At 61.0% G+C, this 16,505-nt stretch carries 14 protein-coding genes; 12 read left to right on the top strand and 2 right to left on the bottom strand.

Annotated features, from left to right (window positions below):
- Window positions 1-164: 164 nt before the first annotated feature.
- The 8 genes from GSQ90_RS04270 (at window position 165) to GSQ90_RS04235 (ending at window position 10,977) form a co-directional block, all read left to right on the top strand.
- Window positions 165-2,099 (top strand): hypothetical protein, encoded by a 1,935-nt coding sequence (locus GSQ90_RS04270; protein ID WP_158813562.1) that lies wholly within the window; start codon window positions 165-167, stop codon window positions 2,097-2,099.
- A 117-nt stretch (window positions 2,100-2,216) separates the two neighbouring features.
- Window positions 2,217-2,555, top strand: coding sequence for a ferredoxin FdxA (gene fdxA, locus GSQ90_RS04265; protein ID WP_158813561.1), 339 nt, complete (start codon window positions 2,217-2,219; stop codon window positions 2,553-2,555).
- Between the two features lie 321 nt (window positions 2,556-2,876).
- Window positions 2,877-4,115 carry a CarD family transcriptional regulator gene (locus tag GSQ90_RS04260; protein ID WP_158813560.1) on the top strand — a complete coding sequence of 413 codons (1,239 nt, stop codon included), beginning with the start codon at window positions 2,877-2,879 and terminating at the stop codon, window positions 4,113-4,115.
- Window positions 4,116-4,574: 459 nt separating this feature from the next.
- Window positions 4,575-6,188: a phosphoenolpyruvate carboxykinase gene (locus GSQ90_RS04255; protein WP_158813559.1), complete on the top strand. Its 1,614-nt coding sequence runs from the start codon at window positions 4,575-4,577 to the stop codon at window positions 6,186-6,188.
- A 266-nt stretch (window positions 6,189-6,454) separates the two neighbouring features.
- Window positions 6,455-7,471, top strand: a complete 1,017-nt coding sequence (locus GSQ90_RS04250) for an AI-2E family transporter (protein WP_158813558.1) — start codon at window positions 6,455-6,457, stop codon at window positions 7,469-7,471.
- A gap of 76 nt (window positions 7,472-7,547) precedes the next feature.
- Window positions 7,548-9,719, top strand: a complete 2,172-nt coding sequence (locus GSQ90_RS04245; RefSeq protein ID WP_158813557.1) for a sensor histidine kinase — start codon at window positions 7,548-7,550, stop codon at window positions 9,717-9,719.
- A gap of 509 nt (window positions 9,720-10,228) precedes the next feature.
- Window positions 10,229-10,546 carry a YqjD family protein gene (locus GSQ90_RS04240; protein ID WP_158813556.1) on the top strand — a complete coding sequence of 106 codons (318 nt, stop codon included), beginning with the start codon at window positions 10,229-10,231 and terminating at the stop codon, window positions 10,544-10,546.
- Between the two features lie 5 nt (window positions 10,547-10,551).
- Entirely contained in the window at window positions 10,552-10,977 is a 426-nt protein-coding gene (locus tag GSQ90_RS04235; RefSeq protein WP_158813555.1) for a hypothetical protein, read from the top strand.
- 83 nt (window positions 10,978-11,060) lie between these two features.
- Here the strand turns inward: GSQ90_RS04235 and GSQ90_RS04230 are convergent, their stop codons facing one another.
- Window positions 11,061-11,873: a response regulator gene (locus GSQ90_RS04230; RefSeq protein WP_158813554.1), complete on the bottom strand. Its 813-nt coding sequence runs from the start codon at window positions 11,871-11,873 to the stop codon at window positions 11,061-11,063.
- Window positions 11,874-12,060: 187 nt separating this feature from the next.
- On the opposite strand from GSQ90_RS04230, the gene GSQ90_RS04225 reads away from it, so the two are divergent.
- The 4 genes from GSQ90_RS04225 to GSQ90_RS04210 all read left to right on the top strand — a co-directional run bounded on the left by GSQ90_RS04225 (window position 12,061) and on the right by GSQ90_RS04210 (window position 15,308).
- On the top strand, window positions 12,061-12,276 hold the full coding sequence (locus GSQ90_RS04225) for a NepR family anti-sigma factor (protein WP_158813553.1): 216 nt from the start codon (window positions 12,061-12,063) through the stop codon (window positions 12,274-12,276).
- Window positions 12,273-12,818: a sigma-70 family RNA polymerase sigma factor gene (locus GSQ90_RS04220; RefSeq protein ID WP_174247439.1), complete on the top strand. Its 546-nt coding sequence runs from the start codon at window positions 12,273-12,275 to the stop codon at window positions 12,816-12,818. Before GSQ90_RS04225 ends, GSQ90_RS04220 begins: the two co-directional genes overlap by 4 nt.
- A 79-nt stretch (window positions 12,819-12,897) precedes the next feature.
- Complete coding sequence (gene glgX, locus GSQ90_RS04215) at window positions 12,898-15,030, top strand: glycogen debranching protein GlgX (protein WP_246731398.1); 2,133 nt, start codon at window positions 12,898-12,900, stop codon at window positions 15,028-15,030.
- An 86-nt stretch (window positions 15,031-15,116) separates the two neighbouring features.
- Window positions 15,117-15,308, top strand: a complete 192-nt coding sequence (locus GSQ90_RS04210) for a hypothetical protein (protein WP_158813552.1) — start codon at window positions 15,117-15,119, stop codon at window positions 15,306-15,308.
- A gap of 271 nt (window positions 15,309-15,579) precedes the next feature.
- Here the strand turns inward: GSQ90_RS04210 and GSQ90_RS04205 are convergent, their stop codons facing one another.
- Window positions 15,580-16,398: an MgtC/SapB family protein gene (locus tag GSQ90_RS04205; protein ID WP_210254810.1), complete on the bottom strand. Its 819-nt coding sequence runs from the start codon at window positions 16,396-16,398 to the stop codon at window positions 15,580-15,582.
- Window positions 16,399-16,505 lie beyond the last annotated feature (107 nt).

Here is a 16,505-nt window from a genome sequence, read left to right as displayed (position 1 = left end):
GCGGCGGAATCCGGTCGCCGCACGGCCGATCGCCAGACGGAGCATTGGCAGGGCGCCGCGCGTCGGGTAAAGAACAGCGTTTCGGACGCCTTTCGGGCAGGCGTCGCCTGGAAGTTCGTCACGCGAAGACGAGCATTCGCCTGCGATGGTTTTGAGAGAACGCAATGGTAAATGCAGAAGTGACCTCGGGCGGCGAATTGTCGTTCGACGGTCAGATCGTCGGGCGTCTGCAGGGATTTCGATTCACGCCAGAGGTGGTTCTCGACGCGGAGCGCGCCAAGATCGACGAATCCGACATCGCCAGCGCAATCAGCCAGGAATTTGAAGTCCGGGCCAATCGGTTCAGCGAAGCCGTCGATAGCGCCCTCGTTCTCGCCAATGACGGCGCCATTCGCTGGTTGGGCGATCCGGTTGCGAAAATCGCCGCGGGCGACAAATTGCTCGCGCCGCGCGCCTTGATCCTCGCACATGAGTCTTTGACCGAGGCCGCTCAGCAAAAGCTTCAGGGCCGCGTCGATTTATGGCTCGCCGCTTATGTTCAGCGGCTGCTCGGACCGCTTTTCGAGCTTGAGGCCGCTCTGGGTCTGGAGGGGCCGGCGCGCAATGTCGCGCTACAGCTTGCCGAGGCTTTGGGCGTTCTCGAACGCGGGCGGGTCGCCCACGATGTGAAGACCCTGGATCAGAATGCGCGCGGAATGCTGCGCAAACTGGGCGTGCGTTTCGGCGCTTATTACATTTACATGCCGAGCCTGGTGAAACCAGCCATTCGCGTCCTGGCCACCCAATTATGGGCGCTGCGGCAGGGCGACGCCGCCGTCGGAGCGGGCCTCGACGAAATCCCCCAATTGGCCGCTTCGGGTAGAACCTCGTTCCTCGCCGACGCCGCCATTTCGAAGGAGATCTACCGGGTCGCCGGATTTCGGCTGTGCGGCGATCGCGCCGTTCGCGTCGATATTGTCGAGCGTCTGGCCGATCTTATCCGCCCCGCCGTCGCCTACCGGCCTGGCCCGCACGCCGGCGCGCCGCCCGCCGGCGCCGCGGACGGGGATGCTTTCGTCGTCACCGGCGCGATGACGTCCCTGACAGGGTGCTCGGGAGAGCAATTCGCCTCGGTGCTGCGCTCGCTCGGATTCGCCAGCTATAGTGTGAAGGGGCCGGCCCTGACGGTCGTCGCACCAAGCGCGCCCGCCGCCGACGGGCCACCCGAAACCATCGCCCAACCTGAAACCGTCGCTCATGCGGAAGCCGCCGAGCCGGCGACGGAGAATCAGAGCGCCGAGCCTCCAGCCGAAAATGAAGCTCGGCTCGCGGGCGATTCAGCCTCCGAGCAGCAGGCCGATGCGGCGCTGGCCCCGACCGCCGTTGAGAGCCAAAGCGCCGAGGCCGCAGTCGAAGTGGAAGCTCAGCCCGTTGGCGATCCGGCGCCCCAGCCGCCCGAAACGGTCGTCGATGCGCAACCGGAATCGACGGCCGTCGAGACCCAAAGCGCCGTCGGGGGGGGGGGCGAACAAGGCCCGGCGGTCTCGCCCGAGTCTGAGGCTGCAAGCTTGGCGGCGGCGGTCCCGAACGGCGAAATCCCAGACGCGCCTGTGGCGCCGACCGAAGAGGCCCTGATCGAAGTCTGGCGCCCGAGGCCGCCGCCCAATCGACAACGCAATCCCAGAGCCGGTTCAAGGGACAAGGGCCCGGCGCGGCCTCATGAGGCCGTCGAGGGAGATCAGCGCCCCGATCGTCGAGACGGCCCTTCGGAAAGGACGAGGCGCCAGCGCTATCGGCCTTCTCAAGTCCCGGCGCCGGCGGTGGCCGATGCGGGATCGCAACCGGCGCCGCAGCCGCAGAAACCCGGCGAAGAGACGAACAGGCGTCAACACGGCCGCGGCCCGCGTCGGCCGTTCGATTCCGCCAACAAGCTGGACGGCGCGGGGCGGCGGGGCGGTCCCAACAGGGGTAGAGGGCAGGACGAACGCAGGCAAGACGAGCGGCGGCAGGAAAACACGCCAGCCCCGGCGCCGCGGCGCGAGCCGCCCGTCAATCTTGACTCGCCCTTCGCAAAGTTACTCGCGTTAAAATCGCAACTTGAAGCAAAAGGCAAAAGCTAGCGTTCACTATCGTGAGCGTGTGAATAGGCCGATGGCCGCGCATCTGTCGGCAAGCACGTCGGCCAATGATTGAGCAACCTTCGCAATCGACGGGAAGACCGTCGCGAGGATCTAAATATGACCTATGTCGTGATCGAAAATTGTATCAAGTGTAAATATCTGGATTGCGTTGAAGTATGCCCGGTCGATTGTTTCTACGAAGGTGAAAACATGCTGGTCATTCACCCCGACGAATGTATTGACTGCGGCGTCTGCGAGCCTGAATGCCCTGCCGAAGCGATCAAGCCCGATACTGAGCCTAATCTTGAAAATTGGCTTCGCCTTAATACTGAATATTCCAAGATTTGGCCGAACGTCACGATTAAACGAGAACCGGAGCCGGACGCGAAAGAATATGACGGGCGGTCCGGCAAGCTAGAGGCGTTTTTTTCTCCTAAACCTGGACAAGGCGACTGACTGAAATAATGGGCCCCTGGCTCGTTTCTCGAATTAACCATGCGGGCGAACCTCCTTGTCTTGTGAGGAGGCCGCCTTTGATTTTTCATGCATTTTGTGCTAAACCTCATTTTAACGAATAATTACCGCAGGCAAGCGATTGCCGTGGCGCGCTTGGGAGGTCGCGTTCCTTCGCCGCCGGATTTGTCAGCCAGCGCGATCGGGCCGCCCAATCGGGTCGGCCGCAATACGAATTACGAGCGATCGGGCAGCGAGTGATCGAGCCGTGAGGGCCGTGAACTTATCGCATGTCCAGCGCTCGGTTTCAGGAGAAGGTCGGCCATGTCGACTCGGAAAAAGGCGCCAAAGAAATCATCCAGCCGTCCAGCCAAGGCGATCAAGCGATCGTCCAAATCCAGCTCAACTAGCAAGAGCAAGGACGCAAAGGTTTCCGCCAAGATCAGCAAGCCGGCCCGTCCGGTGAAAAAGGCCGCGGCGAAAGCCGCCAAGGGTTCGAGCCGCAAGTCGGCGGCCAAGACCTCGGCGATCAAGACCAAGGTTGAGCGTTCCAAGCCGAGCCGCGTCGCCGCGGCCGCAAAATCCTCGGCAAGAGCGCCTGCCAAAACGGCCAAAGCAACCAAAAAGAAGGGCGTCTCGGCGCAGAAGCTTCACCGTCCGGCAAAGGCGTCGAATGCGACTGTCCGATCAAACGTCTCGCAGTCCAAAGAACGCGTCATAGTCAGCGCCGCGAAAAAGAAATTCGACAGCGATAAAAAGGGGCAAGATAGATTGTTGGCAACGGGTCACGCAAAGATAATTGAAAGCAAGCCGTCTACGGTCGGCGATAGCCACACGAAGGCGAGCGAGCCGCCGAAGGCGGTCAATCCGCCCGCGGCGATCGTTGGTTTGGAGGCCGCGGCGACGCCGAAGCCGGTCAAGGCGCCGATCATAGAAAAGTCGGCCGCTCCCGAAGCGGAAGACGCCGTCGTTCAAAAAGCTGCGAAAAGCAGTGGTCCTCGTCACGGGTTCAAGACGAACGAATTCATCGTCTACCCCGCACATGGCGTCGGCCAGATTGTCGCAGTCGAAGAGCAGGAGGTCGCTGGCTTCAAGCTTGAGCTTTTTGTCATCACTTTCGTGAAGGACAAGATGACCCTTCGCGTTCCGACAGGCAAGGTCGCGGGCGTTGGCATGCGCAAGCTTGCCGAGCCGGAAGTCGTGAAGAAGGCTCTCGATATCTTGCTAGGCCGAGCCCGCATCAAACGCACGATGTGGTCGCGGCGGGCGCAGGAATACGAAACCAAAATAAATTCCGGCGATCTTGCCGCGATCTCGGAGGTCGTGCGCGATCTCTATCGATCCGAAGCGCAACCCGAGCAGTCCTATTCGGAGCGCCAACTCTATGAGGCTGCGCTTGATCGGATGGCCCGCGAAGTCGCCGTCGTGCAGAAGCTCACCGAGAGCGAAGCCTTGAAGGCGATCGACGCGCAGTTGCAAAAGGGCCAGCGGCGCGGCGCTAAAGTGGAAAGCGACGCTACGACGCCGGGCGCTGGAGATTCGGACGTCGAAGAAGCTGCGTAAGCAGCTCCGTAAACATTCAACGCGCTCCGGGCGGTCCGCCCTCCGGAGCGCGTTTTGATATGTTGGCGGGCGCGTCGCCGGTTTTGGCTTCGCGCGGAGTTGCGACAATTTTCGACATGACGGGCCGGGCTTTTTAACCCTGCGCAAGCGCGGGCGATCGCGATGGCTTCGGTCCCGGCATTGCCGCTTTTCATCGGGATCGGCATTGTGCGATGATTGGCGGGGAACTTTCTTTGCCGATGCCTCTTATTGGACGCAGACGCAAGCGTGGCTGGCGGTCCGGTCGAAAGGTCTTGCTGCGTGAACGCCAGATTGCGAAACGGACTGGCCGGAGGCTTGCTGGCGGACGTTAGCCCTGCTCTTGCGCCTAAATCCTGAGCATTCCTGAACCTCCCCTTTGCGAAAGATCGGTGGTTGAGGCATAGGACGCCAAAGCTAAATTGCGGGAGGAAACGTGAGATGAAGCAAACGGGGATATACAACGCCGCCTGTGGCGCTGATCGTTTCGGCTTCAAGGACCTGCGTGCGGTCCATTGGAATCTCCAGGCGCCGCAACTCTATGGCGAGGCGCTTCAGCGTTTTGAAGCAAGGATCGCGGCGGGCGGCGCTCTGGTCGCCGAAACGGGCGTGCATACGGGACGCAGCCCGAAGGACAAATTCATCGTCCGCGACGCGATGACGGAAAAGGCGGTCTGGTGGGACAATAATGGCGCGATATCGCCGGCCCAATTTGATGTCTTGCTTGCCGATTTTATCGCGCACGCCCGGGGCCGCGAATTGTTCGCGCAGGACCTTTACGCCAGCGCCGACCCATCGGCCCGCGTCAAAGCGCGCGTGTTCACGGAACTGGCATGGCATTCGCTGTTCATTCGCAATCTGCTGATCCGTCCCGAAATCGGAGATCTCGCCGCTTTCGTTCCCAACCTAACGATCGTCGACCTGCCGTCCTTTCGCGCGGATCCCAAACGCCATGGCTGCCGCAGCGAGACGGTGATCGCCTGCGACTTTTCACGCCGCATCGTGCTGATCGGGGGCACCAGCTACGCCGGGGAGATGAAGAAATCGGTCTTCAGCTATCTCAATTTCACGCTGCCGGAGGCGGGCGTCATGCCGATGCATTGCTCGGCCAATTCCGGGGGCAGGAACGAGGTCGCGGTGTTCTTCGGTCTGTCAGGCACCGGCAAGACGACGTTGTCGGCCGATTCCACAAGAATCCTGATCGGCGATGACGAACATGGCTGGGGCCGGCATGGCGTGTTCAATTTCGAGGGCGGCTGCTACGCCAAGGCGATCCGCCTGTCGCGCGAGGCGGAGCCCGAAATCTATGCGACGACCGAGCGTTTCGGCACGGTGATGGAAAACGTCACGCTGGAGCCCTTCACCCAGGCGCCCGATTTTGACGACAGTTCGAAAACCGAAAACACTCGTATCGCCTATCCCCTCGATTTCATCGCCAATGCTTCGGCAACCGGGCGCGACAGTCATCCCAAGAACATCGTCATGCTGACCTGCGACGCGTTTGGCGTCTTGCCGCCAATCGCCAAGCTCGATCCCGCCCAGGCGGTCTATCATTTCCTCTCGGGATATACGGCCAAGGTCGCGGGCGTCGAAAAGGGCGTGGTCGAACCGCAGGCGACGTTCTCAACCTGTTTTGGCGCGCCTTTCATGCCGCGCCATCCTTCCATCTATGGCAATTTGCTGCGCGATCTCATCGAGAAACATCACGTCGATTGCTGGTTGGTCAATACCGGATGGACGGGGGGCAAATATGGGGTCGGCCGCCGTATGCCGATCCGCGTCACGCGGCGTCTCCTTGCCGCCGCGCTGGACGGTTCGCTCAATCGCGCCAATTTCCGCTCCGATCCCTATTTCGGCCTTGCGGTGCCCACTTCCGTGCCTGGGGTGGAGCCGCATATTCTGGAGCCGGTCAAAACCTGGGCGAGCAAGGCGGAATTCGCCGAGGCCGCCAAGCGGCTTGTGGGCATGTTTCGCGAGAATTTCGCGAAATTCGAGAAACATGTCGACGAGGAGGTCCGCGAGGCGGCGCCCGCGCCGAGAATCAACGTGGCCTGAGACGCTCTATTTGACAAAGGCCACTCGGTCCCGGGGCGTGCGCGGCGATTTTTTCGCCGATCGTGGAACCGTTGGAGGTTTGTAGCGTTTGCCCTGCGCCGCTCGTGGCGGCCTCTTGTTCGGCCTGGAGCCAATCGCCGTAAAGCAAGAACTCAAGGGACAGGGCGAGCATGGACGTCAGGTTGAGGACCGCAGAGAGCCGAGGCCCGCCAGCGGGCGCCGGCGTCGCAGACGCGTTGCCGGACTCCGGTCACGAAACGCTGCTCTTGTTGTCCCGGTACGCTCTGATCGGCTTGTTTCTGCTTGTCCTGCTGGCGACGCTCAGCGTGGCGCGCCCGATTGTCGTCCCTGTCCTCGCCGCATTGGTTGTCGGAATGACGATCGGCAGGCCCGTCGACATCATCAAGAGAATGGGCTTTCCGCCGTGGATCGTGGCGGTGGTGGTCGTCGGCATAACGCTTTCGGCATTGCTCGCTGGCGCCGTCCTTCTTGCGACTCCTGTATCGGACTGGGTCGCCAGGGCGCCCGGCGTCACGACCCTGATCAAGGATAGGCTGCATATCCTCGCCCGGCCGATGAGCGCGCTGCAGGAAATCAGCGCATCGCTGAGCAATATGGGCGGCGATAAATCTCAAATGGCTGTCGACGTCAGCCAGGGCAACATCATTCAAAGCGTGCTGACGTTCCTGACGCCCGCGCTGAGCGAGTTTGTGTTGTTTTTTGGCGCGCTGCTTTTCTTTCTGCTTGGCCGAACCCGAATGAAGGGCAAGCTCGTCCTGTCTCTCGTCGATCGCGCGAACCGCCTGATGATGCTGCGGATCATCGCCGACGTTGAAAGCGATCTGGCGACCTATTTGATGACGACGACCATGATCAATCTTGGCGTCGGATTGTGTACGACCGCGATTGCATGGGGGCTCGGGGTTCCCAATGCGCCGCTATGGGGATCGCTTGCCTTTTTCCTGAATTATCTTCCGTATATTGGCCCGGCGCTGATGGCGGCGATCCTGCTCGTGGTCGGTCTGATAACCTTTCCGACGCTGGGCCAGAGCTTGGCGCCTGTGGGGTTGTTCGTCGGGTTGACTATTGTCGAAGGGCAGCTTTTTAGCCCGGCCCTTTTGGGCAAACGCCTTGAGCTGAATCCGCTCGCCGTTTTTCTCGGAATTGCTTTCTGGACCTGGCTCTGGGGTCCGATCGGCGCGTTCCTTTCGGTTCCGCTGCTCGTGATCGGGATGGTGATATGGCGCAACATTTCTCCGACCGACGTCATCGATCTGCCGTAGAAATTTCCGTCGGGTTGCGGCGCGGCGCGCAACCTACCCGGGTTCGCTTGCATTTTCATGAATGGCGGCGCGGGAAATGATGCTTTCCAGCAAAACGCGAAGCATTATGGAGCGTCTTCGCGGGTGGAATTGGTCGAATTTTTGGTCTTGGCGCGCCGATGGCGGCGCGCGGCCGACTCTGTCGCTGAGCCAGCATCTGGGCGTTCTGACGCTCGTGGTCGCGCTGCCCTTGATCGTCGTCTCGTTCTTCATGGTCGGGCGATTTGCCGATTCCGAACGCCATGCGCGACGCGCGTTCCTTGTCGCGGCGACGCATTCGCTTGCCGACGCCGTTGAAACGGAACTCGACAAATATTTTGTCATCTCCAATGCGCTCGCCCATTCGAGATCTTTGGCGCAGGGGAATCTTACGGAGTTCGAGCGGACGGCGTCGGAGATATTAAGTAGTTTGCCCGACGCTTCGCTGGTCGTTTCGACGCCCGACGGCAGGCCGCTGCTCGATACTCAGCGCCAGCCCGGCGCCGATCCCGGGCCGAGCGATCAATCAGACCGGCGCCCGGGAGCGTTTGCGACCGACGCGCCGACCTTGTCGGACATTGGCGTCGATCCGATCTCGCAAACGCCCGTCGCCAGTATTGAAACGCCAATATTCCATGACGGCAAGCCTCAGTACCTGTTGATTCTGAAGTTTTCCTCGCGCCGGCTTACAGGCCTTCTCGACAGTGAGAAATATCCGGCCGGCTGGATCGCGGCGATCATCGATCGCGCCGGACAATTCGTTGCGCGCGCTCCCGAGGGCAAGGGTCGGCCCGGAACGCCAGCCAGCCCGTCTTTTCGCGGCGCGATGGGGCTGACGCGCGAGGCCATCGTCAACAATTCCTCCCTCGAAGGCGAACCGGTGATCTCCGCCTATACCCGGATCGATTATGGCTGGACCGTCTCGATCGCCGCCAAAGCAGAGGTGCTTGACGAATCGCTGTCGCAGACTCTTTGGCTCTTGAGTCTGTTGGCCGCCGGCTCGTTGGCAGCCAGTTTCGCGCTGGCGTTTTTCGCAAACCGCAGGCTCGCCTTCGGCGTACGTTTGCTGCAAAAGACCGCCAAGGACATTGGCGCGGGCAAGCCCGTCGTTCCCAACCCGACGGGAGTTCGGGAGTTCGATGAATTGTCGCTGGCTTTTGGGGAGGCGTCGTCGCTCTTGCGCGAGCGCGCGATCCAGAGGCAGATCGCCGAAGCCGAACGCAGCGCCAGCGAAGAAAAATTTCGCCTTCTCGCGGACAGCTTGCCGCAATTGGTGTGGACCGCCGGACCTGACGGACGGGTGGATTACACCAACGCGCGCCGCGAAAGATATGGCAAGGTTGGCCTGACCCGGACGGACTGGGACGGCGTCATTCATCCTGAAGATCTGCGAGGGACCGTCGCCGCATGGCTGAAGGCGAGCGAAACGGGCGAGCCTTACGAAATGGAACATCGCCTGATGATCATCGGCAAGGGGTTTTCGTGGCACTTGAGCCGGGCGAGCCTCTTGCGCGATTCTTCGGGGGAGCCGGTCAAATGGTACGGCACGACGATGGATATTCATGAGCATAAGATGCGCGAGGAGCACATCCGCGTCTTGATGACCGAGGTCAATCACCGCTCGAAGAACCTTCTCGCTGTGACCCAGGCGATCGCGCGTCAGACCGTCTCCTCAAGCGCGACCGCCGCCGAATTTGAGCAGAAGTTCTCGGCGCGCCTTCTTGGCCTCTCTGCGAGCCAGGATCTGTTGACCAATGAGAAATGGCGCGGCGTTCGTTTGGAGGCCCTGGTTCGTTCCCAGATCGGCCATTATTCCGATGTCGACGAAGGACGCATTGGCGTCGCCGGTCCCGACGTCTTGCTCAATTCGACGGCGGCGCAGGCGATCGGCATGGCTTTGCACGAGCTCTCCACCAACGCGGTCAAATACGGAGCGCTTTCCAATGATGTCGGCCATATCGCGACAGGGTGGCGGTTCAAGAGTTCGACGGCCGGACCGATGCTGGAAATGGACTGGATCGAACGCGGCGGACCGCTCGTCGAAGCGCCGCATGCGCATGGTTTCGGCAGCGTCGTCATCGAAAAGATGTTGGCGCAGCGTTTGAATGCTGTCGTGCATCTGTCGTTCGAGCGCGAAGGATTGACCTGGCGCCTTCTGGTCCCGCTGAAAAACATTGAAGCGAATGATGATCTGACGGACCGGGCGGATATGTCTCCCGGCCATTCCTAAATTCTCGTGGCTGTGCCGAACCTGCTGCGGGGAGCCGCCCTGCGCGGTCGCCCGCAACCTTTTTGCGGCTTCTCCGTTATCGCCCAATGCGCGCCGGATCGCAGCCGGCGGCTAAAAGGGAGGATGCGGCAATGACGTGGGGGGAACTCCGAGGCAATTGGCGCCTATTTCAAACAAGGGTCCAGCAGCAATGGGACAAGCTTTCAAACGCCGACATGGACTTTATCCAGGGTCGTCGCGAGCAATTGTCGGAGCGATTAAGCGAGCGATACGGATTCACCAGGGAACAGGCGGACAAGGAAATCCTGCGGTGGTACGGACGGCTTAACGCGTGAGCCAAAATTTTTCGCCCATGTGAGCGCGTATGTCGTTAGACGCGAGGCCAGGCGAAATCTGGCGAGATCGGAACGGTTCCGATCGTTCTTCCTATTGTTTGTCCGTTCGGGCGGTCGTGACGCCACTGCCGCAACCCGTTTTTCAACACATCCAATCGAGATCAGGAGTTTTTGATGTCAAACAAACCCGGTGAATTCTCTGCTTCGGACCTGTCCGCCGACCTCGCGGCCTTGCGAGCGGACATTACGCGGTTGAGCGACACAATGGCGGGGCTCGTGCGAGGCCAGGCCAATTCGGCGAGCGTTGCGATGAAGGGCGCTATGGGCGACGCCCGCGATCAGCTCTCGCAGGCGGCGAATCAGGCGCAGGACAGCGCGCTAGGCGCGGCGGCCGACATCGAGCGCCGGATCGAGAAAAATCCTCTGACGGCTGTGCTGATCGCGGCGGGCATCGGGATCGCGCTTGGGATGATGAGCAAGTCACGGGGATAACCGGCATGAAATTTCTGTCGGTTCTGGCGGCCGGTTCGCAGCGGCGTATGCGAAGTTTTTTCATCCGCGCGGCGCTTGCGCTGGCGGGCGCTTTATCGGGAGCGGTCGGCCTCGGCTTTGCGACCTATGCGCTGTTCTATGCGTGGCGGCTGCAATACGGCGTCGTCAACGCGTCGATTGGTCTCAGCGCAATCTATCTCATTCTGGCGGGCGTTCTCTACCTGTGCTCGCGAAGCGTCGGTCGGGCGCCGATCCCTCAACCAACTTCAGCGTTGAGCGGGGATCCCGAAGCCGCCTTGAAGGCTCAGGCCGGCGGCGCGCCTCAGGTGGCTGCGTTGGCGGCCGGCGTCGAACTCGCCAAGCATTTGACGCCGCTGCAGTTCGCCATGCTCGCCGCGCTTTCCGGCTTCGTGGCGGGGCGCAGACTGTAGATGCTTCGGGCGGCGATCAGCCTTCCCTCACGCAGAGCGCGCGCGACGAGAGTTCAAAATCGTCGCTTTCCGAGTCATGAGTCTCAGCGGGTCGCCAAATTGGCCTCGATGCGCTGTGACTTGCGTTCGAAAAACAAGGCTTGGCTGATGACCGCCTTGACGGATTCGGGGCTGAACGGTTTTGCGATGAGAAAGGCCGGTTCGGGGGCGTGGCCCGTCAGGAATCTTTCCGGGAAGGCCGTAATAAAAATCACCGGCGCTTCGATCGATCCCAGTATTTCATTGACGGCTTCGAGGCCCGAACTGCCGTCGGCAAGCTGTATGTCGGCAAGGATCAGGCCAGGATTGCCTTTGAGGGCCGCGCGAACGGCCTCGGTATGGGTCCGGGCTATCGTCGAGACTTCGTGCCCCAATTGTTCGACGAGATATTGCAGGTCCAGAGCGATCAGCGGCTCATCCTCGATGATGAGCACCTTGGTGCGGATCTGCGCCGCGATTCCCCGCCCGGCCTGATCGATCAGATCGCGCGCTTCCGTCTCCGTGCAGTCGAGCGTCTGCGCAATCTCTTCGATTTTGAAAGATTCGACCGCGCTCAAAAGGAAAGCGATACGAGGGGCGACGGGGATGGCGCCGAGGTTTCGGGTGGCGGCCGCCTCGGCGCCGCCGGGCGTTCTGTCAACAGCCAGATTGGTCGGGATGGCCTGCCATGTCCGCAAGAAAATCCGATAGAGAGCGACCCGGGGGCTCAAATCGGCGTTGAAAAGGCTTTGATCGGCGAGAATGGCTTCGAGGGTCGCTGCGACATAGGCGTCGCCCGATTGCTGCGTTCCGGTAAGAGCCCGGGCGAATCGACGCAAAAAAGGGATATGCGGAGTGATGGCTGCGGAAACCGACATGGGCGCCCCTGTTTCATTGTTTTTTGCGATTCAGCACACAAACGCACGATGGAGAATTTTGTTCCCGAATGACGGAACCTTATTTGCCCACGCGGGTTTTTATTGGCTGGCTGGTGTTTTTCAGACGCATCGAGCAAATCGGCAACGCCCTTAGCGTCTATATCACGGATGGGCCGGAGAGTTTCTGATGGTTGATAAGAAAGCGCCAGGACCGTCGCCCATGACTCCCAATCCCATCCCAGCCGATGATTCCGCAGTTCCGCCGAAAAAACGCAATCCTAATGTAAAAGACCACATTGGCCGGCAATTAAGAGCTCTTTATGACGAGGTGGCCAATCAGCCGGTGCCCGATCGATTCATGGAATTGCTGAACCGCCTTGATGAGAAGAGCGGTGACGAATGATGCACGACACGCTTCCGGCGGGCGCGCAGATCAGGCGGGACATGGTCGCGGCGATTCCGAGGCTGCGCGCGTTCGCCGTTTCGCTGTGCGGCAACCCGGACCGGGCTGACGATCTGGTGCAGGAAACGCTCGCCAAGGCGCTTCTCAACATCAAGTCTTTCACAGTGGGAACAAACCTCCTGGCCTGGCTGTTCACTATCCTGCGAAACGCCTATTATTCGGAGTTCAGGAAGCGCAGGCGCGAAGTCGCCGATATTGACGGAAGCCTCTCGGCGACGCTGATCTCCAAGGCGAATCAAGATGACCACATGGAATATCTCGATTTTCGCGACGCTTTGCAGAAACTACCCCCGGATCAAAGGGAAGCGCTGATTCTCATTGGCGCGTCGGGCCTGTCCTATGAAGAGGCGGCGGATATATGCAAATGCGCCGTCGGAACGATGAAGAGCCGGGTGTCGCGCGCGCGCAGCCGACTCAGCGAACTGTTGCAATACGATCCAGGCTCGGGTCAATCTCACCTGCCTGCCTCCGACCCCGACTGAAGAAAACGATGCCGGCGCGATACGGCCTGTCCGCCGACGTTCGACCGCGCCCCATGGGAAAAGCCACAGGAGGCGTCGATTGAGCGTCAATTCAACGCGTGTGAGTGAAGGCAAGCCTTTTCCTCTCGGGGCGACCTGGGACGGGCAGGGCGCCAATTTTGCAATATTTTCAGCGCATGCGACACGCGTAGAGGTTTGCATTTTTGACCGCGACGGCAAGCGTGAAGTCGAGCGGTTTGAGTTGCCCGAATTCACCGATGAGATTTTTCACGGACGAATCGCCGATATCGGGCCGGGAACTTTTTACGGTTTTCGCGTCGACGGGCCCTATGAGCCCGAAGCGGGCCATCGCTTCAACCGCAATAAGCTTCTGCTCGACCCCTATGCGCGCGCCCATGTCGGCGCGTTGGAGTGGAATCCCGCCGTTTTTGGCTATGACATCGCCGCCAAGGGCAAGGATTTGAGCTTCGACAAGCGGGACAGCGCGCCCTTCGTGCCCAAATCCGTGGTGGTCGATCCCAATTTCGACTGGCGCGGCGAAACGAGCCGGCGCTTCACGCCGTGGGATCAGACAATCGTCTACGAAACGCACGTCAAAGGCTTCACCAAACTGCATCCTGGCATGGACGAGCACCTGCGCGGCACTTACGCCGGGCTCGGCGCCAGGGAAGTCATCGATTACGTCAAATCGCTCGGGATAACGACGGTGGAGCTTCTGCCGGTCCATACGTTTCTCAACGACAGCCATCTTCTGGAAAAGAAGCTGACGAATTATTGGGGCTATAATTCCATTGGCTTATTCGCGCCTGATCCGCGCTACGCGCTCGATGTCGCCAATTCCCTACGCGAATTCAAGGAGATGATCGCGCGGTTCCACGACGCCGGCCTCGAAGTCATTCTGGACGTCGTCTACAATCACACGGCGGAGGGCAATGAGCTTGGCGCCACTTTGTCCTTCAAGGGCATCGACAACGCCTCCTATTACCGTCTGATGCCCGACAAAAAGCGCTATTACATCAATGACACCGGCACGGGAAATACGGTCAATCTCAGCCACCCCCGCGTCATTCAGATGGTGACGGACAGTCTGCGCTATTGGGTCGAGGAAATGCACGTCGACGGCTTCCGCTTCGATCTTGGCACCATTCTGGCGCGCGAACCCGACGGCTTCAACACCGAGAGCGGCTTTCTGAAGGCGGTGGGACAGGATCCCGTGCTCGCGCGCGTCAAGCTGATTGCGGAGCCCTGGGACTGCGGTCCCGGCGGCTATCAGGTCGGCGGGTTTCCACCGGGCTGGGCCGAGTGGAACGACACATTCCGCGACACGGTGCGCGATTTCTGGCGCGGCGAGTCCAATGCGAAAGCTTTGGCGCCGCGCCTGTGCGCATCGCCTGACAAATTCAACCATCGCGGCCGCAAGCCATGGGCCAGCGTCAACTTTGTCACCGCTCACGACGGATTCACCCTGTTCGACTGCGTCGCCTACAATGACAAACATAATGAAGCGAATGGCGAGGATGGGAAGGACGGCAGTTCGTCAAACCGATCCTGGAATTGCGGCGTCGAGGGACCGACGGAGGATGCGGCGGTCAACATCTTGCGCGAACGGCAAATGCGCAACATTCTGGCGACATTGATCTTCGCGCAAGGCACGCCGATGTTGCTGGCTGGCGATGAATTCGGGCGCACGCAGAACGGCAACAACAACGCCTATTGCCACGATGATGAGATCAGTTGGGTCGATTGGGAGCTTGAGGCGAAAAACAAGACGCGCGTCGATTTTTTTCGCAAACTCGTCGCCTTGCGCAACAAATATCCGATCTTGCGACGCTCGCGCTTTTTCACCGGCGAGGCCAACAAGGTCATCGAGGTTCGCGACGTGACGTGGATCAACGCCGATGGCTCGGAAATGGCGGCCGAGGCGTGGGACGACGCGCGCACGCAATGTCTGGGCATGCTGATGGACGGCCGGGCGCAGGCGACCGGCATTCGCAAGCGCGGCGGGGACGCGACGCTGCTGATGGTGTTCAACGCCCATCATGACCTTGTGAAGTTCAAGTTGCCGCCCTGCTTCAAGGGCCGTGGCTGGATACGGCTGCTCGACACCAACGATCAGAATCTGCCGGAAGCGGAATTCAAGATCGGCGCCGTCTATGACGTCACCGGCCGTTCGCTTTTGCTGTTCGAGCGGGCGCCGGAGCGCAAGGCGTAAAGCGGATTTTGCCGAGCCCTTTCGGGAACAATTGCGCCCTCGGTTCGTTTGCCAATGGCATTTGGCGACAATCAAGGAGCCGAGACATGCAGCCCATCGTCGAAGACGACAATATCCGCCCGCCGCCGCACTATCGGCCGAACGGGCCCCCTCAAGTCGTGACCGCCGATACTGCGCGACAGGGCCCCAAAGGCAATCGCGTGCTGATCATCCTGGTCGCCAGCATGATCGCGGCTGGCTTGGCCTGGGCGATTCTAGCCATGGCGCCGCATCTATGAGACCTGCGCTCGCACCCGGCGTCCCTACGCCGCCGCCGGAAGTTCCGCCCGATCCTCCCTCAAAGGCGCCGCCGGGGCCTCCGATCCTGCCGGACCCGCCGGCGCCTCGTCCTCGTCCCGCGGAACCGCCGCCGGCCGAGGCGCCCAATATTCCAACGCCCGAGGAGATACCTATTATCGACCCGGGCCCGACCCCAACGACGCCGCCGCCCATGACGGCAAGCGTCTGAGGCGGCTTTCGCGACAGCGGCGGCCGGCGTCCGCGATACGTCTAATCGGAGGGGATGTTCGCATCCCCTGCATTCACGGAGACCACGCCGTCGATCTCGGCCAATTTCGCCGCCAGCTTGGCGACGGAGCGGGTTCCCTGAATCTCAAGAGCAACGGTCACAATCTTTTTTTGTCGCGCCGGCGCTTCCCGCTCGCCTGGCTCGGAGCCGCTGGGCGATTGCAGATCGCCAGCGCCCCTAACCTGCGCGGACTCTCCGGGATGGCTCCCGTCTCGCTGGTCTTCGGCCCAACGCTCGCGCTCCACCCGCACCCGGCTGACGGCAAAGTCATATTGCGTGCATGCCACCAGCACATCCCGCAAAATTCCCCGCCCATCCTCGTAGGATATCTCCAGAGCCGACGGCGTCCAGCGGGAGTTGGGGAGCCGATCGACGATATAGGGGAATGCGAAGACGACGATGAAATGAAAGGCGGTGACAACCAGCGCAAGAATCGGAAGACCCGCGCCGCACGCCATACCGACGGCCGTCGTCAGCCAGACGATGGCCGCGGTCGTGAGGCCGCGCACGCTGTCCCGGCGCACGAAGATCAGACCGCCGCCGATGAAGCCGATGCCCGTGACGATCTGCGCCGCGATCCGTGACGGGTCGAGGACGATGCGGCCTTCGGCCAGAATGTCGCCGAAGCCATATTTGGAGACGAGCATAATGAGCGCCGCCGCGAACCCGACAAGCGTATGGGTCCGTAAGCCCGCGCTTTTGTGACGGACCTCCCGTTCCAGGCCAATGATCGCCGACAATACAAAGGCGAGCCCGAGTTCGCCGATTTGCGGCCATCCCTGACCCGTCAACTCACCCATCCACATCCCGCGCCTTTCTCGGTCAGAAAACTCGATCGCCCGGTCCAATCGATCAAATCGAACGCGGCAAGTCAAAGACCGCCTCGTGGAGCCGCGCTGCTTATCGT

The organism is Methylocapsa sp. S129 (assembly GCF_009765995.1).
Lineage (GTDB): Bacteria > Pseudomonadota > Alphaproteobacteria > Rhizobiales > Beijerinckiaceae > Roseiarcus.
This window is presented reverse-complemented; position numbering and strand designations above follow the sequence as displayed.